Here is an 18,438-nt window from a genome sequence, read left to right on the forward strand (position 1 = left end):
GGTCCTCACACGGTGAGCCCGGAGAACAGCAGGACCGCCAGCCCGAGACCGACGGCCAGGTTGACCCCGGTCGCCGCGGCGAACACCGCGATCGGGCGCCATCCGGCCTCCCGCAGCGGCGCCACCCGGAACTCCAGCCCGATCGACACGAACGCCAGGATCAGGAACATCGTCCGGAAGGCGTTCACGTCGCCGATCAGCGGCTTCGCGACGTCGGACCCGGCGGTCGCGACGAACACCGTCGCGATCACCGAGGCGGCGAGGAACCCGAGCACGAACTTCGGGAAGCGCTCCCAGAACTCGCGCAGCCCCGGCCTGCCCGCCGACCCGCTGCGCTCCACCTTCAGCGTGAACCAGGCCGTCAGCGCCACCGCGACGACGCCCAGCAGCGCGTTCTGGGTGGTCTTGACGATGGTCGCGATCTGCAGCGCCTCCTCGCCGACGATGGCCCCGGCCGCGCTGACCGCGGCGGTGGTGTCGATGTTGCCGCCGATCCATGCCCCGGCGACGGCCGGGGACATGCCCAGCGCCCCGACCGCGGCGGGCAGCAGGAAGATCGACGGCAGCGCGAAGATGATCACCAGGCTGGCCGTGTAGGCGAGCTGTTCCTTCCGGGCCTGCACGGCTCCGGCGGCGGCGATCGCCGCACTGACCCCGCAGATGGAGACGGCCGAGGCGAGCAGGGCGCGCAGCCTGTCGTCGACCCCGGCCCGCCCGGCGAGCCACCAGGTGAAGCCGAAGACCACGGTGATCAGGACGACCGCCTGCACGACCGCGGGTCCGGCGGCGCGGACGATCACCGAGAAGTCGATCGAGGCGCCGAGCAGGACCAGGCCGGTCTTGATGAAGAACTCGGTGCGGAACCCACCCGACAGCCGCTCGCGCAGCCCGGTGAGGGTGAGGACGACGTTGCCGAGCAGCCCGAGGGCGATCGCGTAGACCGGGTACTCGACCGCGTCGGCGATCCCGGAGAACACCGTGCCCTCGGCGGCGTCGGGGACGGTCTGTTCGAGGAAGCGGACGAGCCCGCCCAGGACGAGGACGACCGCGACGCCGCCCAGCGCCCACAGGACGGGGGAGCGGGTGGGCGCCGCCGTCCCGGGCCCGGTGTGCGGTTCGGTCTGCTGCTCGGCCGGTCGGCCGGCGTGCGGCCCGGTCACGGGACCAGCCATCCCGGCCAGAGCCCGGACAGGACCAGGACGAGCAGGAGCAGGCCGACGACCGTCGCGGCCCAGTCCTCGTTCAGGGCGAGCCGGCGCTGCGCGGGGACGTCGTCGGGCTCGTGCGGGGTGTCGGCGGGGGTGCTCACGGGCGTACCCGGGAGGTGGTGCGGGACATGGGAGTTCCTTCGGGACGGGTCGGTCAGGGGCGGGGGCGGGCCCGCGGACAGAACTCGTCGTAGGCGTGCGGCCGTCGCGACGGCCAGAACTCCTCGAGGCACCGGGTGAGGTGCCGGGCCGCGCGCGGAGACGTCGCGAGGCGACGGGGCATCCGGGCGGTCATGTGCCGATGGTGCGTGCCGGGGACGAAGGGGACAAGGTGTCGCCCACCGGGCGGACGACTGTCCGGACAGGCCGGTCCGGTGGCGGTGTCAGTCGCGGGCGCCGACCGGCTCGGGGACCCGCTCCGGCTCGGCGACGGCCGGGCGGCGGCGCGGCAGCAGGGCGACGGTCACGACGAGCGCGGCCGCCGTCGCCACCAACACCCACGGGCCGGGGACGCCGAGCAGCGCGAGCGCCGAGGCGAGCAGCACCGCGGTCACGACCGGCTTGATGAGCCGGCCGGTGCCCCCGGAGGACAGCCGCGCGCCGAACCACACGCCGGGCAGGGCGCCGACGAGCAGCGCCGCGGCGAGACCGAACTGGACGTCGCCGAAGAACAGGTGCCCGACCGTCGCGGCGGCGACCAGCGGGATCGCCTGCACGATGTCCGTGCCGACCAGCCGCGACGGGTGCAGCTGCGGGTAGGCGAGCAGCAGCATCGCGATGATCAGCGACCCGGCGCCGACCGAGGTCATCCCGACCGCCAGCCCGCCGACGACGCCGATCAGCACCGTCCGCAGCGGACGGACGTCCACCGGCGCGTCGACGTCGACGGCGTTGCGGCTGCCGCGCCGGTCCATGACCTGCCGGAACAGCGTGGTCAGCACCGAGGCGACCAGCGCGATCCCGATGAACACCTTGAGCCGGTCCTCGACGCCGACGCCCTTCCCGATCATCCCGATGACCACCGCGCCGGCGAACCCGGCGGGGACGGCGCCGAGCACCAGCCACCCGGTGAGCCGCCAGTGCACGGTGCGCCGGCGGGCGTGCACCGCGGCGCCGACCGGCTTCATCACCAGCGAGGTCAGCAGGTCCGAGGAGATCGCGGTGAGCGGGTTGACCTTGAACACCAGGACGAGCAGCGGGGTCAGGAGCGCACCGCCGCCCATGCCGGTGAGGCCGACGAGGAAGCCGACGAGCAGGCCGGCGAGCGCGAGCGAGGGGTCGAACATGATCCTGCTTCCTGCGCACGCCGGGCGTGCGGGAGCGTCCGTGACCCGGGCGAGGGGTACGCGGTACGTGGTGGGAGGTCGGTCGGGGGAGGTGCGTCAGCCCCGACGACAGAACTCGTCGAACGCGTCGAGCCGGCGCGACGGCCAGAACCGCTCGAGGTGCGCGACGAGGTGCCAGGAGACCGCCGGGTCCGACTCCGCGCGGCCGGACGCGAGGGTCCGGTCGGCGGGGGCGGCAGTCGTGGTCACCCGTCCATGGTGGAACGGATCGAGGGGGTCGACAAGTCGTCGTCCGCTGGTCGGGACGACGGGAAACCTGTCCGGACACGTGGCCGTCGCGGGTCCCCGACCTGCGAGGACGCGCGGTGGCGGGTGCCGCGTCGGCGCGTCCGGGCGGTCCGGGTGACCCGGGCCACGACCGCCCGGTCCGGACACCCCCGCCCGGCACGACACCTCCGCCCGGCACGACACGGCCCCCGCACCCGGAGCGGGTGCGGGGGCCGTGGACGGCGCGGAGCGGGTCAGCCTGCGGCCGGCACCGCCGCGAGCGGGTCGCCCACCAGACCGGCGGCGAGCGTGTTGCCCGTCGGCGGGTCGATCAGCAGGAACCCGCCGGTGGTGCGGACCCGGGAGTACTCGTCCACCGGCAGCGGGTCGGCGACGCGCAGCGACACCCGTCCGATGTCGTTGATCTCCAGCTTCTCCGGGGCGGCGGCGTAGGACACCGTCTCGGTGTCCAGCCGCGACCCCAGCGCCCCGACGATCACCTGGGTGGTGCGGGTGCCGTGCTTGAGCAGCAGCCGCGCGCCCGGGAGCAGCGGCTTCTCGGCCAGCCAGCACAGCGTCGCGTCGATCTCGGAGGTGACCTCCGGGACGTCGGACGCGGCCGCGATCAGGGCGCCGCGGGGGGCGTCGATGTCGTCGGCGAGCAGCACCGTCACGCTCAGGCCAGCCCCGGCGGCGGCCAGCGGGCCGTCGGCGGTCCGGACCTCGGAGACGGTGGTGCGGTGCCCCTCGGGCAGGACGACGACCTCGTCGCCCGGCCGGACGGTGCCCGAGGCGACCTGGCCGGCGTAGCCGCGGTAGTCGTGCAGCTCGTCGGTCCTGGGGCGGATCACGTACTGGACCGGCATCCGGAACGGGGCGTCGGCGTCGGGGCCGTCGACCGGGACCGACTCCAGGTGCTCCAGCAGCGTCGGCCCGGTGTACCAGGACGTGTTGTCGCTGCGGAACGCCACGTTGTCCCCGACCAGCGCGGACACCGGGATGACCTGGACGGCGTCGTCGGTGAAGCCCAGCGAGCGGGTCAGCTCGGTGAACTCGCGCTCGATGTCGGCGATCTTCGCCTGGTCGTACTCGATGAGGTCGATCTTGTTGATCGCCAGGACCAGGCGCGGGACGCGCAGCAGCGACAGCACCGCGGCGTGCCGGCGGGTCTGAGAGACCACGCCGTTGCGGGCGTCGACCAGCAGCACCGCCAGCTCGGCGGTGGACGCGCCGGTGACGGTGTTGCGGGTGTACTGGACGTGGCCCGGGGTGTCGGCGAGGACGAACTCCCGGGTCGGCGTGCCGAAGTAGCGGTAGGCGACGTCGATGGTGATGCCCTGCTCGCGCTCGGCGCGCAGGCCGTCGACGAGCAGCGACAGGTCCGGCGTCGACATCCCCTTGTCGACCGAGGCGCGCTCGACGGCCTCGATCTGGTCGGCCAGCACCGACTTGGTGTCGTAGAGCAGGCGCCCGACCAGGGTGGACTTGCCGTCGTCGACGGAGCCCGCCGTGGCGAAGCGCAGCAGGTCGCGCGGGGCAGCGGTGTCGACCATCAGAAGTAGCCCTCCTTCTTCCGGTCCTCCATCGCGGCCTCGGACAGCCGGTCGTCGGCCCGGGTCGCGCCGCGCTCGGTGAGCCGCGACGCGGTGACCTCGGCGATGACCTCGTCGAGGGTGGTGGCGGTGGACTCGACCGCGCCGGTGCACGAGCCGTCGCCCACCGTGCGGTAGCGGATGGACCTGCGCACCAGCTGCTCGCCGTCGCGCGCTCCGCCCCAGGGACCCTCGGCGAGCCACATGCCGTCGCGCTGGAAGACCTCGCGCTCGTGCGCGTAGTAGATCGACGGCAAATCGATGCCCTCGCGCCGGATGTAGCGCCAGACGTCGAGCTCGGTCCAGTTGGAGATGGGGAAGACGCGGACGTGCTCACCGGCGGCGTGCCGTCCGTTGTAGAGGTTCCACAGCTCCGGGCGCTGCTTGCGCGGGTCCCAGCGACCGAACGCGTCGCGCAGGCTCATGATCCGCTCCTTGGCCCGCGCGCGCTCCTCGTCGCGCCGGCCGCCGCCGAACACGGCGTCGAAGCGGTGCTCGGTGATGGCGTCGAGCAGGGGCTGGGTCTGCAGCGGGTTGCGGGTGCCGTCGGCGCGCTCGACGAGCCGCCCGTCGGCGAGGTAGTCCTCGACGCGGGCGACCTCCAGGCGGAGCCCGTACTGCGCGGCGATCCGGTCCCGGAACTCGATGACCTCCGGGTAGTTGTGCCCGGTGTCGACGTGCAGCAGGCCGAAGGGCACCTTGGCCGGCGCGAACGCCTTGATGGCCAGGTGCACCAGCAGCGTCGAGTCCTTGCCGCCGGAGAACAGGATCACCGGGCGGTCGAACTCGCCGGCGACCTCGCGGAACACGTGGATCGCCTCGGACTCCAGTGCGTCGAGGGCGTCCAGCGCCGGGGTCGTGACGGCGGCGGTCACGGGGGTCTCCTCCACGGTCGTCATGCGTGCAGCCCGCACTCGGTCTTGGCGCGTCCGGCCCAGCGGCCGGAGCGGGGGTCCTCGCCGGGCTTCGGCTTCGCGGTGCAGGGCGCGCAGCCGATGCTCGGGTAGCCGGCGTCGACGAGCGGGTTCACCAGGATCCCGTGCTCGGCGATGTAGGCGTCCATGTCCTCGTCGGACCATGCGGCGATCGGGTTGATCTTGACGAGGCCGAACTTCTCGTCGTAGGTGACCAGCGGGGTGTTCGCCCGGGTCGGGGCCTCGACGCGGCGGACGCCGGTGACCCAGGCGTCGTAGCCGGACAGGGTCCGCTCCAGCGGGACGACCTTGCGCAGCGCGCAGCAGCGGTCCGGCTCGCGGGCGAACAGGTCCTTGCCGTACTCGGCGTCCTGCTCGGCGACCGTCTGGTCCGCCTGCGCGTTCACGATGCGCAGCTGCGGGTAGACGGCGTCGACCGCGTCGCGGGTGCCGATGGTCTCCGCGAAGTGGTAGCCGGTCTCCAGGAACAGCACGTCGATGTCCGGCCGGGCCCGCTGGGCCAGGTCGACCAGCACGGCGTCCTGCATGTTGGAGGCGACGATCAGCCGGTCGCCGAAGGTCTCCGCGGCCCAGTCGAGCAGCTGCTCGGCGGTCGCGTCGGGACCGAGGTCCGCGGCACCGCGCTCGGCGGTGGCGCGAAGGTCGGTCTCCAGGGCAACACTCATGATTCCGCTCCCGAGGTCTCGGGGACGCCGATCCCCACGAAGGTCACGACGAAGGTGCGCAGGCAGCCCGCGCACCACCAGGCTGCGCCGGGGACCTTGTCCGACCGCTCGGCCGGACGGAGGTCCTCCTCGCCGCAGTACGGGCAGTAGAAGGTGGCGGCGCGCCCGCTCACTTGAGGTCCTCCTCGTCCGCGCGCAGGACCCACTGGGCGAAGCGCTCGTCGCCGTCGCGCTGCTCGGCGAAGCGGCGCACGACGCGCTCGACGTAGTCGCCCAGCTCGGCGCTGGTGACCTTGAGCCCGCGCAGCTTGCGGCCGAATCCGGAGTCCAGCCCCAGCCCGCCGCCCAGGTGGACCTGGAAGCCCTCGACCTGGTTGCCTTCCGCGTCGGTGACGATCTGGCCCTTGAGGCCGATGTCGGCGACCTGGGTGCGGGCACAGGCGTTCGGGCAGCCGTTGAGGTGCAGCGAGATCGGGACGTCCGGGACGACGTCGGCGAGGCGCTTCTCCAGGTCCTCGACCAGCCGGATCGCGCGTTCCTTGGTCTCGACGATCGCGAGCTTGCAGAACTCGATGCCGGTGCAGGCCATCGTGGAGCGGCGCCAGGTCGACGGCCGCGCGGGCAGGCCCAGCCTGTTGAGGTCCTCGATGAGGCCGTCCAGCCTGTCGTCGGCCACGTCCAGCACGACGATCTTCTGGTACGGCGTGAACCGGATCCGGTCCGACCCGGCGCGCTCGGCGGCGTCGGCGACGGCGAGCAGCGTCGTGCCCGACACGCGGCCCGACGGCGGGGCGACGCCGACGTAGTTGCGGCCGTCCTTCTGCTTGTGCACGCCGACGTGGTCGATGGGCCGCTCGGGGACCGCCGGGGCGGGGCCGTCGACGAGCTTCCGGCCCAGGTACTCGTCCTCCAGGATCTGGCGGAACTTCTCCGGGCCCCAGTCGGCGATGAGGAACTTGATGCGCGCGCGGTGGCGCAGGCGGCGGTAGCCGTAGTCGCGGAAGACCTGGATGACGCCGTGCCACACGTCGGGGACCTCGTCGAGCGGGACCCAGGCGCCGAGCCGCTCGGCGATCCGCGGGTTGGTCGACAGCCCGCCGCCGACCCACAGGTCGAAGCCGGGGCCGTGCTCGGGGTGCTCGACGCCGACGAAGGAGATGTCGTTGATCTCGTGCGCGACGTCCTGCTGCCAGGAGATCGCGGACTTGAACTTGCGCGGCAGGTTCGACAGCTCGCGGTCGCCGATGAAGCGGCGCACGATCTCGTCGATGGCCGGGGTCGGGTCGACCACCTCGTCGGCGGAGACGCCGGCGACGGGGGACCCCATGACCACCCGGGGGCAGTCGCCGCAGGCCTCGGTGGTCTGCATGCCCAGCGGCTCGATCAGCTTCCAGATCGCCGGGACGTCCTCGACGCGGATCCAGTGGTACTGGATGTTCTCGCGGTCGGTGACGTCGGCGGTGTCGCGGCCGTAGCGCTGCGAGACCTCACCGAGCGCACGCAGCTGGGCGACGTCCACCGACCCGCCGTCGAGGCGCACGCGCATCATGAAGTACTCGTCGTCGAGCTCCTCGGGCTCCAGCGCCGCGGTGCGGCCGCCGTCGATCCCGGGCCTGCGCTGGGTGTAGAGCCCCATCCAGCGGAACCGTCCGCGCAGGTCGGCGGGGTCGATCGAGTCGAAGCCGCGCTTGGCGTAGACGTTCTCGATCCGCGCGCGCACGTTCAGCGGGTTGTCGTCGCGCTTGCTGCGCTCGTTGGGGTTCAGCGGTTCGCGGTGGCCGAGCTTCCACTGCCCCTGGCCCTTCGGGCGGCGGGGTGCGGTCTTCGAGGGCGCCATGTGGTGGGTGCTCCGATGTCGGGCGGATCGGGCACACCCCGGCCCGGGACAGGGCACGGAGCGGCCCGGGGCGGTTCGGGAGGGGGCCGTCGGGTCAGCGACGACGACAGAGCGCGCTACGGGTCCGGTTCAGGTCCACGTGGCGACGCGCCACGAGGCGGAGACGGAGTGCGGGCACGGATACAGGGTGCCACGGTGTCCGGACCTGCCACAAAGTGATGTTCGCATCCTGGGAGAGGTGGGCGGATAGGTCCGGACGTTCGCCGCGCGGTGTCCGGTTCACCCGGAATCCCCGGGTCACGGGCGCGGTGGAACCCATCGTCCACCGCGGGGGTCCCGGATGCCACCCCCGTCGTGACCGGCCCGTCCGCGCGCCCCGGACCTGCCGGGGAGCGGTCCGGGCCCGAGGTGCGCCCGGCACCGACCGGCCCGGCGGTGGCACACTCGCCGGACGTGACCTCCGTGCCGCCGGCCTTCGGGCTCTACGTCCACGTGCCGTTCTGCGCGACCCGCTGCGGCTACTGCGACTTCAACACCTACACCGCCTCCGAGCTCGCGGGCGACGCCGCGTCCCCGGACGGCTGGCTCGCCGCCGCCCGCACCGAGATCGCGCTCGCCGCCCGCACGGTGGGGGACCGCACCGTGGAGACGGTGTTCGTCGGCGGCGGCACCCCGTCGCTGATCGGCGCCGACCGGCTCGTCGCGATGCTCGACGCGGTCCGCGAGCACCTCCCGCTCGCCGAGGACGCCGAGGTCACCACCGAGTCCAACCCCGAGTCGGTCTCGCCGGAGTTCTTCGATCGGCTCCGGGCCGGCGGGTTCACCCGCATCTCGCTGGGCATGCAGTCCGCCGCCCCGCACGTGCTCGCCGTACTGGACCGCACGCACACCCCGGGGCGCGCCGTCGCCGCCGCCCGGGAGGCCCGGGCCGCCGGGTTCGGCCACGTCAACCTGGACCTGATCTACGCCACCCCCGGCGAGACCGACGACGACCTGCGCGCCTCCGCCGACGCCGTCCTCGACGCGGGGGTGGACCACGTCTCGGCCTACGCGCTCATCGTCGAGGACGGCACCGCGCTGGCCCGCCGGGTCCGCCGCGGGGAGCTGCCCGCCCCCGACGACGACGTCGCCGCCACCCGCTACGAGCTGCTCGACGCGCGGCTGCGCGATGCCGGGCTGTCCTGGTACGAGGTGTCGAACTGGTCGCTGCCCGGCGCCGAGTGCCGGCACAACCTGGGCTACTGGCGCGACGGCGACTGGTGGGGGATCGGCCCCGGCGCCCACTCCCACCTGGCCGGGACGCGCTGGTGGAACGTGAAGCACCCGGCGCGCTGGGCCGGCGCGCTCGCCGCGGGGGAGACCCCCGAGGGCGGGCGCGAGGAGCTCACCGCGGACGAGCGGCACACCGAGCGGGTGATGCTGCGGCTGCGGCTCGCCGAGGGCATGGCCCTGACCCTGCTGCGCGACGGCGGTCGCGCGGCCGCCGCCCGCGCCGTCGCCGAGGGGCTGCTGGACCTTGCGGCGCACGCCGCGGGCCGCGCGGTGCTGACCGACCGCGGACGGCTGCTGGCCGACCGGGTCGTCACCGACCTGCTGATCGCCGACGACGCCCCGGCGGGGGCCCGGTGAGCCCGCGCCGCCGGGCGCTGCTGGTCGTCGTCGCCCTGCTGGTGGCGGTCGGCGTGGTGGCCGCGGTCGTCGCGGCCCTGCCCGAGGGGTCCCGCGGCGCGGGCGGGCCCGTCGCCCAGGACCGGCCGGGCCCGGTCCTGATCGTCCCCGGCTACGGCGGCGACCGCACCGGCCTGGAGGTCCTCGCCGGGGCCCTGCGCGCCCAGGGCCGCGACGCCCGCGTCCTGGCCCTCGACGGCGACGGCACCGGCGACCTCGACCGGCAGGTGGCGGTGCTGGACCGCGCGGTCACCGTCGCCACCGACGGCGGGGCCCCGTCGGTCGACGTCGTCGGCTACTCCGCGGGCGGCGTCGTCGCGGGGCTGTGGGCGATCCGCGACGACGGCCCGGCCCGGGCCCGGCGGATCGTGTCGATCGGCTCCCCGCTGGCCGGGACGACGGTGGCCGGCTCCGCCGCGGCCGTCGCCCCGGATGCCTGCCCGCAGGCCTGCCGTCAGCTCGCCCCGGGGTCGGCGCTGCTGGGCGAGCTCGCCGGGGCCGGGACGGCGGTGCCCTGGCTGTCGGTGTGGACCGACCGCGACCAGGTCGTCACCCCGCCCACCTCGGCCCGCCTCGACGGTGCGGTCAACGTGGAGCTCCAGCAGCTGTGCCCGGGCTCGACCGTGGGCCACGGCGGCCTGCCCGCCGACGACGCCGTGATCGGCCTGGTCGTCCGTGCCCTGTCCACGGCACCGATCGAGCAGGCCCCGGCCGCCTGCGGCACCCTGCGCGCCGCGGGCTGAGGCGGCCCGGCGCGCCGCGCGCTCAGCTCGCGATGTCCTTGGTCGCGAGGTTCGCCCACGCCGCCCCGACGGCGACGGCGACCCAGCCCGCCTGCACCCACGCCCCGGTGCGGGCGGCGTCGTAGAGGACCGGGTCGCGGTAGAGGTCGATCCAGGCCAGCCAGTGCGCCGTCGGCAGGAAGTCGACGAAGGCGGCCGAGGCGTCGAGGGCCTGCAGCGACGCGCTGGTCACCACGACCGCGAGCACCGCCAGCGCCGCCGCCAGCGGCGAGTCGGTCAGGGTGGAGAAGAAGATCCCCAGCGCGCCCAGGGTGAGCATGCACAGCGCCAGGTAGGCCACGGTCAGCCCGGTCCGGGTCGCCAGGTCCACCGGTTCGATCACCGTCCCGGACAGCGACGCGACCGAGCCGGGCCCGGCGTCGACCGGGGGCAGGGTGAGGCCACCGGTGGCGGTGGTGGTGCCGGTGCCGAACACCGCGATCCCCACCGCGTAGGACGTCAGCACGACCAGCGTCACCGCGGTGACCACGAAGAACGCCACCGACACCAGCTTCGCCACCAGCAGCCGCAGCCGCCCGACCGGCCGGATCAGCAGGTAGCGCAGGGTCCCCGCGGCGGCCTCCCCGGCGACGGTGTCCCCGGCGACCACCGCCACGGTGATCGGCAGCAGGATCGGCAGCACCAGCGCCAGCGCGAACGCCGGGAAGATCTGCCCGTTCGTCGCGACCGCGGACAGGAACGCGGGCCCCTGCCCGGGCGGCGGGAGGATCCCGGTGGCCGACACGACCACCGCGACGAGCGCCGGCAGCGCGCACAACAGCAGCCAGCACAGCCACACCCGGGTGCGGCGCAGCAGCAGCGCCAGCTCGACGAGGATCACCGCGCCACCCCCGGCCCGGCCGTCGCCACCCGGTCCGAGCCGTCACCGGTCCGTTCCAGCACCACCTGTTCCAGGGTGCGGCGCTCCGGTTCCAGCGACGCCACCGGCACCCCGGCCCGCACCAGGTGCGCGTTGAGGTCGGCGGGGTCGACGGCGCGCACCATGAGCCGGTCGCCGTCGGCGGACTCCAGCGCCCGGCCGAGCACCCGCGCCGCGGCCGCCGGGGCCGGGGTGCGGACGACGACCCGGCCGGTCGGCGCCCGCAGCTCGTCGAGGTCCTGGGTGAGCACGAGGTGCCCGGCGTCCATCACCCCGACCCGGGTGCACAGCGTCTCCACCTCGGCGAGCAGGTGGCTGGACAGCACCACGGTCGTGCCCCGTTCGTTCAGCGCGGTCAGCAGGGCGCGCATCTCGCCGATGCCCCGCGGGTCCAGGCCGTTGGTCGGTTCGTCGAGCAGCAGCAGCTCCGGGGAGCGCAGCAGCGCCGAGGCGATGCCCAGGCGCTGGCGCATCCCCAGCGAGTAGGCCCGCACCGGGCGGCGGTCGACCCCGCCCAGGCCGACCTGCTCCAGGGCCTCCTGCACGCGTCGTCGCCGGTCGGCGGGCCGGTGCAGCGGGCCGCCCACCGAGCCCGCCGCGTCGAGCAGGGTCAGGTTCGCCCGGCCCGACAGCCCCGGCCAGGCGGCGGGGGACTCGACCAGCGCACCGACCCGCGGCAGCACCGTGCGGGCGGCCCGCGGCATCGGCGAGCCCAGCACCTCGATCGACCCCGAGGTGGCGTGCACCAGCCCGAGCAGCATCCGCACCAGCGTCGTCTTGCCGGAGCCGTTCGGGCCCAGCAGCCCGAACCGGGAGCCGGCGGGCACCGCCAGGTCGACGCCGTCGACGGCGGTGACCCGGCCGAACCGCTTGGTCAGGGCGTGCGTCGCGAGCACCGGGTCGTTCACCGGCGGGTCCCCATCAGCTCGACGGCGGCGGACTCCAGCACACCGGGCCGCACCGTCCCGGCCAGCAGCACCCCGCGCCGTCGCCGACGGGCGACGACCAGGCTGAGCAGCGGCGTCGCCACCCGGGCGGCCGAGCCGCCGGGCAGGCCCGGCACGTCCACCCCGCCCGCGGCGGCCGAGCCGCGCACGATCCCGTCGACGACCTCCGGCCCGGCCGGGACCAGCACGAACCGGCCGACCCCGGTGCCGTAGACACCGACCCCGGGCAGCAGCTCGGCGGCCGGGACGTCCCCGGACACCGGCAGCTCCACCCGGTCCCGGCCGGCCAGCCGGTCCGGCGGGGGCACCGCGCCGACCCCGCGCAGCGAGCCGGTCAGGTCGTCGGGACGGGCCCGCACCCGCTCCGCCGACGACGGCGGCGCCGGGACCAGCGCCGCGGCCTGTGGCGCGGCGGTGTCCAGCGCCTCGAACGCCGTCTCCAGCAGCGGGCCCGCACCGTCCCGGGCGGCGATCTCGACCGCGACCGGGAGGGCGCCGTCGCCGACGGGGACCGACCAGACGTCGATCCGCCCGGCCAGGCTGTCCGGGTCGGCCGGGGTCACCCGCAGCCCGGCCGCGGCCAGCCCGGCCACCCGCCGTGCCGGCAGCGCCGTCACCGGGTCGTCGGGGGTCGCGCCGAGCAGCCGGCGGGCCAGGTCGGCCGGGGCGAGGTCCGAGGCCCGCGGGAACCGCACCGGGGCGAGCAGGGAGACCGTGGTCAGCCGGTTCGCGCCGTAGTCCCAGATCCGCTCGACCTGTCCGTCGCGGTAGGTGTCGACCTCGCCGACCGGGGTCAGCTCGTCGACCCGCCAGCGGCCCGCGTCGGCGACCTGCACGCGGATCCGGGTGGTCGTGGACAGCAGCCGGGCCGCGGACCCGATCGGCGCGACGGTGGGCAGCCCGAGCCGGCCGGTCGCCGTCGCCAGGCCGGAGTGGGGGACGACACCCGCCAGGATCCGGGCCCGCAGCGCGACCGGGTCCGAGGTCCCGGCGACGTCGCCGACGGGGAGCCAGCGGTCGGTCGTGCCCACCGCGACCAGGGCGACGGCACCGGCACCGACGAGCAGGGAGCGCCGGCCGAAGCGGCGTGCGGACATCACCCCACCCACCGTGCCACGCCGCGTGCCCCGGCCGCGCGGCCACGACGGCGCCTAGGATGGACGGGGCACACCGGGGGAGGTGCGAGGAGATGAACGCCGACGAGCGGCGGTTCGCCGTGTTGCGGGCCATCGTGGCCGACTACGTGTCGACGCAGGAGCCCGTGGGCTCGAAGGCCATCGTCGACCGGCACAACCTCGGGGTGTCGAGCGCGACGGTGCGCAACGACATGGCCGTCCTCGAGGAGGACGGCCTGATCGCGCAGCCGCACACCAGCGCGGGCCGGATCCCCACCGACAAGGGCTACCGGCAGTTCGTCGACCGGATCTCGCAGGTCAAGCCGCTGTCGTCGGCCGAGAAGCGGGCCGTGCAGACGTTCCTGGACGGCGCGGTCGACCTCGACGACGTGCTGCGCCGCTCGGTGCGGCTGCTCGCGCAGCTGACCCGCCAGGTCGCCGTCGTGCAGTACCCGACGCTCACCCGTTCCACGGTCCGCCACCTGGAGGTCGTGCAGCTGACCCCGGCCCGGCTGATGCTGGTGCTGATCACCGACTCCGGGCGCGTCGACCAGCGCGTCGTCGACCTGGGGGACGTGCTCGCCGACACCGACGTCGCCCGGCTGCGCGAGATGCTGGGCAACGCCCTCAACGGCCGCAAGCTCGCCGAGGCCTCCGCGGCCGTCGCCGAGCTGCCCGACACCGCGCCGGAGGACCTGCGCACCCCGCTGCTGCACCTCGCGACGGTGCTCATCGAGACCCTCGTCGAGCACCCCGAGGAGCGGATGGTGCTGGGCGGCACGGCGAACCTGACCCGCAGCCACGCCGACTTCCCCGGCTCGCTGCGCCAGGTCCTGGAGGCCCTGGAGGAGCAGGTCGTGGTCATGCGGCTGCTCGCGGCCTCGCAGGACTCCGGGCTGGTCACGGTCCGGATCGGCGAGGAGAACGAGGCCGAGGACCTGCGCACCGCGTCCGTGGTCACGGTGGGGTACGGATCGGGTACTCCGCTGGGCGGGATGGGCGTCGTCGGACCGACCCGGATGGACTACCCGGGCACGATCTCGGCGGTGCATGCGGTCGCCCGGTACGTGGGTGAGATCCTGACCGGTCGGTAGACCTTTCATCGTTGTTGTACGTACTTCATTGAGGAAAAGAGCCAGGTGGCACGCGACTACTACGGGATCCTGGGCGTCGAGCGCGGCGCCGACGCCTCGGAGATCAAGCGGGCGTACCGCAAGCTCGCCCGTGAGCTGCACCCGGACGTCAACCCCGACCCCGCGGCACAGGAGCGGTTCCGGGAGGTCAGCGCCGCCTACGAGGTGCTGACCGACCCGGAGAAGCGCCGGGTCGTCGACCTCGGCGGCGACCCCCTCGACGCCCGCGGCGGGGGTGGTGGCGGCGGTGACCCGTTCGCCGGGTTCGGCGGGTTCAGCGACATCATGGACGCGTTCTTCGGCGGCACCGCCGGCGGCGGACGCGGGCGCGGCCCGCGCAGCCGGGTCCAGCCCGGCGCCGACGCGCTGATCCGGATGGAGCTGACGCTGGAGGACTGCGCCGCCGGTGTGCAGCGCGACCTCGCCGTCGACACCGCGGTCCTGTGCACCCAGTGCCAGGGCTCCGGCTGCGCCGAGGGCACCCACCCCACCGCCTGCGACACCTGCGGCGGCTCCGGGGAGATCCAGAGCGTGCAGCGCTCGTTCCTCGGGCAGGTCGTCACCGCACGGCCCTGTCCGACCTGCCGCGGGTTCGGCGAGGTCATCCCCGACCCCTGCCGCCAGTGTGCGGGCGACGGCCGGGTCCGGTCGCGGCGCACCGTCGCCGTCAAGATCCCGGCGGGCGTCGCCGAGGGCATGCGGGTGCGCCTGTCCGGCCAGGGCGAGGTCGGCTCCGGCGGCGGTCCCGCCGGTGACCTCTACGTCGAGGTGGAGGAGGCGCCGCACGAGCTGTTCACCCGCGACGGCGCCGACCTGCACTGCACGCTCCCGCTGCCGATGACCGCGGCCGCGCTCGGCACCACGCTGCCGTTGCCGCTGCTGGACGGCTCGGTCGCCGAGATCGACGTCGAGGCGGGCACCCAGCACGGCACGGTCCGCACGCTGCGCGGCAAGGGCATGCCCCGGCTGCGCTCCACCGGGCGCATCGACGGCCACGGCGACCTCCTCGTGCACGTCGAGGTGGCGGTGCCGACCCGGCTGGACAAGGAGCAGACCGACCTGCTGCGCCGGCTCGCCGAGCTGCGCGGTGAGGAGCAGCCGGACCTGATCGGCGGCTCCCGCAACGGGCACGGCCTGTTCTCCAAGCTGCGCGACAGCTGGACCGGACGCTGACCCGGTGACGACGGCGCCGCTGTTCCTGGTCGACGACGTCGCGTCCCTCCCGGGCCCGGGCTCCGACACGGTGCTCGACGGCCCGGAGGGGCGCCACGCCGCGACCGTGCGACGGCTGCGTCCCGGCGAGGCGCTGGTGCTGTCCGACGGCCGGGGCGGGCTCGCCCGCGCCGAGGTCGTCGATGTCGCCGGGCGGGACGCGCTGACCGTGCGGCTGCACGAGGTGACCCGGGTGCCCGCACCCGCGGTCCGCGTCGTCGTCGCGCAGGCGCTGGTCAAGGGCGACCGCGGCGAGCTCGCCGTGGAGACCGCCACCGAGGCCGGCGCCGACGGGTTCGTCCCCTGGAAGGCGGCCCGCTGCGTCACCCGCTGGGACGACGGCCCGCGCGGCGCGAAGGCCCTCGAACGCTGGCGGTCCACCGTCCGCGAGGCCGCCAAGCAGGCCCGCCGCCCGTGGCAGCCCGACGTCGCCGATCCGGTGACCACCGCGCAGCTCGCCGCCCGGGTCGGTGCCGCCGACACCGCGCTGGTGCTGCACGAGTCCGCGGGCGAGGACCTCGCCTCGGTCACGCTGCCCGCGGCGGGGGAGGTGCTGCTCGCCGTCGGACCGGAGGGCGGCGTCGACGACGCCGAGCTCGACCGCCTCGCCGAGGCCGGCGCCGTCCCGGTCCGGATGGGGCCGGAGGTGCTGCGGGCCTCCACCGCGGCCTGCGTCGCGCTCGGCGCGCTCGCCGTGCGCACCGGCCGCTGGGCCCGCTGAGCCGTCCGGTCGCGTCACCGCCACCCGCGGACGCCGGTCACGATCCGGCGAACCGGTCGTCGGGGACGGGGCGCGGGTGTCATCATCCGCCGCGTGAGTGACCACGCTCCCCGGATCGGACGCCGCGCGCTGCTGGCCGGCCTCGCCGCCGCCCCGCTGCTCGGCGCCTGCGGCAACGACGCCCCCGCGGCCCCGCGGCGGCCCCCGCGCGACGAGACCGCCCCGCGGACCGAGCGGATGGCCTACGGCGGCCAGCCCGACCAGTTCGGCGAGCTGACCTTCCCGGCGAGCCGGGACCTGCCCCGCGGCGCCGTCATCGTCGTGCACGGCGGGTTCTGGCGGGCCGGCACCGACCTCACGATCATGCGCCCGGTCGTCGACGCGCTGGTCGCGGCGAACTTCGCGGTCTGGAACATCGAGTACCGGAAGGTGGACGCCGGCGGTGGCTGGCCCTCCACCTTCGACGACGTCGCGATGGCCGCCGACCACCTCGCCACCCTGCGCTCCACCCGGCTCGACCTGCGCCGGCTCGTCGTGCTCGGGCACTCGGCGGGCGGGCACCTCGCGGGCTGGCTGGCGATGCGCGCGAAGCTCGCCCCCGGCGACCCGGGCGCGACGCCCGCGGTGCGCCCGGCCGGGGTGGTCTCGCTTGCCGGGGTGCTCGACCTGGCCGGCGGGATGCTGCTCGGCGACGGCGCCGTCGCCGACCTCGTCGCGGCGACCCCGGGCGCCGACCCGGCCCGCTTCCGGGCGACCAGCCCGCTGGAGGCCGTCCCGCTCGGGGTGCCGTCGGTGTGCGTGCACGGCACCGCAGACGAGGTGGTCCCGCTCTCCCAGAGCGAGGACTTCGTCGCCGCCGCGACGGCCGCCGGGGACCGGTCGGAGCTCGTGCGGGTCGAGGGCGCGAACCATCTGCAGCTCATCGACGTCGCCCACCCCGGCTGGGCCGCCGCGCTGCAGGCCGTGGAACGGCTGAGCACCCCCGCCTGATCCGCGGGGAGAATCCGCGGGTGCCGTCGGCGGTCCGACCGGTACGATCGGCGCAGTCCGGCGACCCGACGTACGAGGCAGGCGAACACACTCTTGACCGGCACCGAACCCGGCTCCACCCCCCGGACCGACCTGCGGTCCACCGCGGCACCGGGCGGGACCGTCCGGTCGAGGATGGCCGTGCCGGACACCGCCCTGCTGTCCCTGCTCGGCTCGCGCGACGAGAGCCTGCGCGCCGCCGAGGAGGAGCTGACCGCCGACGTCCACGTCCGCGGCAACGAGCTGACCCTGTCCGGGGACCCGGGCGACGTCGCGTTCGCCGAGCGGGTCTTCACCGAGCTGATCACCCTGGCCGAGCGCGGCCAGCTGGTCGGCGCGGACACCGTGCGCCGCACCGTGCAGATGCTCTCGGCGGAGAACACCGCCGACGAGCGCCTGGGCGAGTCCCCGGCCGAGGTGCTGAGTCTGGACATCCTGTCCCGGCGCGGGAAGACCATCCGGCCCAAGACGCTCAACCAGAAGCGCTACGTCGACGCCATCGACGCGTTCACGATCGTCTTCGGCATCGGCCCGGCCGGTACCGGCAAGACCTACCTGGCGATGGCCAAGGCCGTGCAGGCGCTGCAGGCCAAGCAGGTCAACCGGATCATCCTGACCCGGCCCGCGGTCGAGGCGGGGGAGCGGCTGGGCTACCTGCCCGGCACGCTGTTCGAGAAGATCGACCCGTACCTGCGCCCGCTCTACGACGCGCTGCACGACATGCTCGACCCCGAGTCCATCCCGAAGCTGATGGCCGCCGGGACGATCGAGGTCGCGCCGCTGGCGTACATGCGCGGCCGGACCCTGAACGACGCGTTCATCATCCTCGACGAGGCGCAGAACACCACGCCCGAGCAGATGAAGATGTTCCTCACCCGGCTCGGCTTCGGCTCGCGGATCGTGGTGACCGGCGACATCACCCAGGTCGACCTCCCGGGCAACGCCCGGTCCGGCCTGGCCGTCGTGCAGGACATCCTCGACGGCGTCGACGACGTGCACTTCTCCCGGCTCGAGAGCGCCGACGTGGTCCGGCACCGCCTGGTGTCCGACATCGTCGACGCCTACGCCCGGTTCGACGCGTCCGAGCACCGCACGGCCGCCGTCGGCAACGGCGCACCCCGCAACGGCCCCGCGCGGCGACCCGACCGGCGGCGGTGACCG

General features: G+C 74.9%; 20 protein-coding genes. 7 read left to right on the forward strand and 13 right to left on the reverse strand.

Translation table 11 applies throughout. From position 1 onward, the window contains the following. Positions 1 to 5: 5 nt before the first annotated feature. The 10 genes from KPL57_RS42145 to KPL57_RS42190 all read right to left on the reverse strand — a co-directional run bounded on the left by KPL57_RS42145 (position 6) and on the right by KPL57_RS42190 (position 7,790). Positions 6 to 1,160, reverse strand: coding sequence for a putative sulfate exporter family transporter (locus tag KPL57_RS42145; protein ID WP_226355989.1), 1,155 nt, complete (start codon positions 1,158 to 1,160; stop codon positions 6 to 8). Beyond that, the gene (locus tag KPL57_RS42150; RefSeq protein ID WP_226355990.1) at positions 1,157 to 1,309 is read right to left on the reverse strand and encodes a hypothetical protein; all 153 of its coding nucleotides are present in this window, start codon (positions 1,307 to 1,309) and stop codon (positions 1,157 to 1,159) included. The genes KPL57_RS42145 and KPL57_RS42150 overlap by 4 nt, the downstream gene beginning before the upstream one ends. Positions 1,310 to 1,362: 53 nt before the next feature. Continuing rightward, positions 1,363 to 1,503, reverse strand: coding sequence for a hypothetical protein (locus KPL57_RS42155; RefSeq protein ID WP_226355991.1), 141 nt, complete (start codon positions 1,501 to 1,503; stop codon positions 1,363 to 1,365). 88 nt (positions 1,504 to 1,591) lie between these two features. Continuing rightward, positions 1,592 to 2,494, reverse strand: coding sequence for a sulfite exporter TauE/SafE family protein (locus tag KPL57_RS42160; RefSeq protein ID WP_226355992.1), 903 nt, complete (start codon positions 2,492 to 2,494; stop codon positions 1,592 to 1,594). Positions 2,495 to 2,590: 96 nt separating this feature from the next. After that, entirely contained in the window at positions 2,591 to 2,743 is a 153-nt protein-coding gene (locus KPL57_RS42165) for a hypothetical protein (protein ID WP_226355993.1), read from the reverse strand. A gap of 272 nt (positions 2,744 to 3,015) precedes the next feature. Continuing rightward, a complete protein-coding gene (locus KPL57_RS42170) occupies positions 3,016 to 4,314 on the reverse strand; it encodes a sulfate adenylyltransferase subunit 1 (RefSeq protein ID WP_226355994.1) in 1,299 nt (432 codons plus the stop codon). Further along, the gene (gene cysD / locus KPL57_RS42175; RefSeq protein ID WP_226355995.1) at positions 4,314 to 5,252 is read right to left on the reverse strand and encodes a sulfate adenylyltransferase subunit CysD; all 939 of its coding nucleotides are present in this window, start codon (positions 5,250 to 5,252) and stop codon (positions 4,314 to 4,316) included. Before cysD ends, KPL57_RS42170 begins: the two co-directional genes overlap by 1 nt. Next, entirely contained in the window at positions 5,249 to 5,953 is a 705-nt protein-coding gene (locus KPL57_RS42180) for a phosphoadenylyl-sulfate reductase (RefSeq protein WP_226355996.1), read from the reverse strand. The genes cysD and KPL57_RS42180 overlap by 4 nt, the downstream gene beginning before the upstream one ends. Then, entirely contained in the window at positions 5,950 to 6,126 is a 177-nt protein-coding gene (locus KPL57_RS42185; protein ID WP_226355997.1) for an Insertion element protein, read from the reverse strand. Before KPL57_RS42185 ends, KPL57_RS42180 begins: the two co-directional genes overlap by 4 nt. Next, positions 6,123 to 7,790: a nitrite/sulfite reductase gene (locus KPL57_RS42190; protein WP_226355998.1), complete on the reverse strand. Its 1,668-nt coding sequence runs from the start codon at positions 7,788 to 7,790 to the stop codon at positions 6,123 to 6,125. The genes KPL57_RS42185 and KPL57_RS42190 overlap by 4 nt, the downstream gene beginning before the upstream one ends. A 435-nt stretch (positions 7,791 to 8,225) precedes the next feature. Between KPL57_RS42190 and hemW the strand changes: the two genes are divergently transcribed. Both hemW and KPL57_RS42200 read left to right on the forward strand, forming a co-directional pair. Further along, the gene (gene hemW, locus KPL57_RS42195) at positions 8,226 to 9,419 is read left to right on the forward strand and encodes a radical SAM family heme chaperone HemW (RefSeq protein WP_374203870.1); all 1,194 of its coding nucleotides are present in this window, start codon (positions 8,226 to 8,228) and stop codon (positions 9,417 to 9,419) included. Continuing rightward, positions 9,416 to 10,201 (forward strand): lipase, encoded by a 786-nt coding sequence (locus KPL57_RS42200; RefSeq protein ID WP_226356000.1) that lies wholly within the window; start codon positions 9,416 to 9,418, stop codon positions 10,199 to 10,201. Before hemW ends, KPL57_RS42200 begins: the two co-directional genes overlap by 4 nt. Before the next feature lie 22 nt (positions 10,202 to 10,223). Here KPL57_RS42200 and KPL57_RS42205 read toward each other — a convergent pair whose 3' ends face one another. From KPL57_RS42205 to KPL57_RS42215, 3 genes are read right to left on the reverse strand one after another with little or no spacing between them, the layout of a single operon-like run. Beyond that, positions 10,224 to 11,081: an ABC transporter permease gene (locus tag KPL57_RS42205; RefSeq protein ID WP_062401494.1), complete on the reverse strand. Its 858-nt coding sequence runs from the start codon at positions 11,079 to 11,081 to the stop codon at positions 10,224 to 10,226. Next, the gene (locus tag KPL57_RS42210) at positions 11,078 to 12,028 is read right to left on the reverse strand and encodes an ABC transporter ATP-binding protein (RefSeq protein WP_226356001.1); all 951 of its coding nucleotides are present in this window, start codon (positions 12,026 to 12,028) and stop codon (positions 11,078 to 11,080) included. Before KPL57_RS42210 ends, KPL57_RS42205 begins: the two co-directional genes overlap by 4 nt. Beyond that, positions 12,025 to 13,164, reverse strand: a complete 1,140-nt coding sequence (locus KPL57_RS42215) for a hypothetical protein (protein ID WP_226356002.1) — start codon at positions 13,162 to 13,164, stop codon at positions 12,025 to 12,027. The genes KPL57_RS42210 and KPL57_RS42215 overlap by 4 nt, the downstream gene beginning before the upstream one ends. A 92-nt stretch (positions 13,165 to 13,256) precedes the next feature. Here KPL57_RS42215 and hrcA point away from each other — a divergent pair, with 92 nt between their 5' ends. The 5 genes from hrcA to KPL57_RS42240 all read left to right on the forward strand — a co-directional run bounded on the left by hrcA (position 13,257) and on the right by KPL57_RS42240 (position 18,435). Continuing rightward, a complete protein-coding gene (gene hrcA / locus KPL57_RS42220; protein WP_226356003.1) occupies positions 13,257 to 14,276 on the forward strand; it encodes a heat-inducible transcriptional repressor HrcA in 1,020 nt (339 codons plus the stop codon). 45 nt (positions 14,277 to 14,321) lie between these two features. After that, complete coding sequence (gene dnaJ / locus KPL57_RS42225) at positions 14,322 to 15,488, forward strand: molecular chaperone DnaJ (RefSeq protein ID WP_161151755.1); 1,167 nt, start codon at positions 14,322 to 14,324, stop codon at positions 15,486 to 15,488. 4 nt (positions 15,489 to 15,492) lie between these two features. Beyond that, on the forward strand, positions 15,493 to 16,248 hold the full coding sequence (locus KPL57_RS42230) for a 16S rRNA (uracil(1498)-N(3))-methyltransferase (protein ID WP_226356004.1): 756 nt from the start codon (positions 15,493 to 15,495) through the stop codon (positions 16,246 to 16,248). A 93-nt stretch (positions 16,249 to 16,341) separates the two neighbouring features. Then, on the forward strand, positions 16,342 to 17,238 hold the full coding sequence (locus KPL57_RS42235; protein WP_226356005.1) for a S9 family peptidase: 897 nt from the start codon (positions 16,342 to 16,344) through the stop codon (positions 17,236 to 17,238). 132 nt (positions 17,239 to 17,370) lie between these two features. Further along, positions 17,371 to 18,435: a PhoH family protein gene (locus KPL57_RS42240; RefSeq protein ID WP_226356698.1), complete on the forward strand. Its 1,065-nt coding sequence runs from the start codon at positions 17,371 to 17,373 to the stop codon at positions 18,433 to 18,435. Positions 18,436 to 18,438: the final 3 nt, after the last annotated feature.

Source organism: Pseudonocardia sp. ICBG601 (assembly GCF_020496245.1).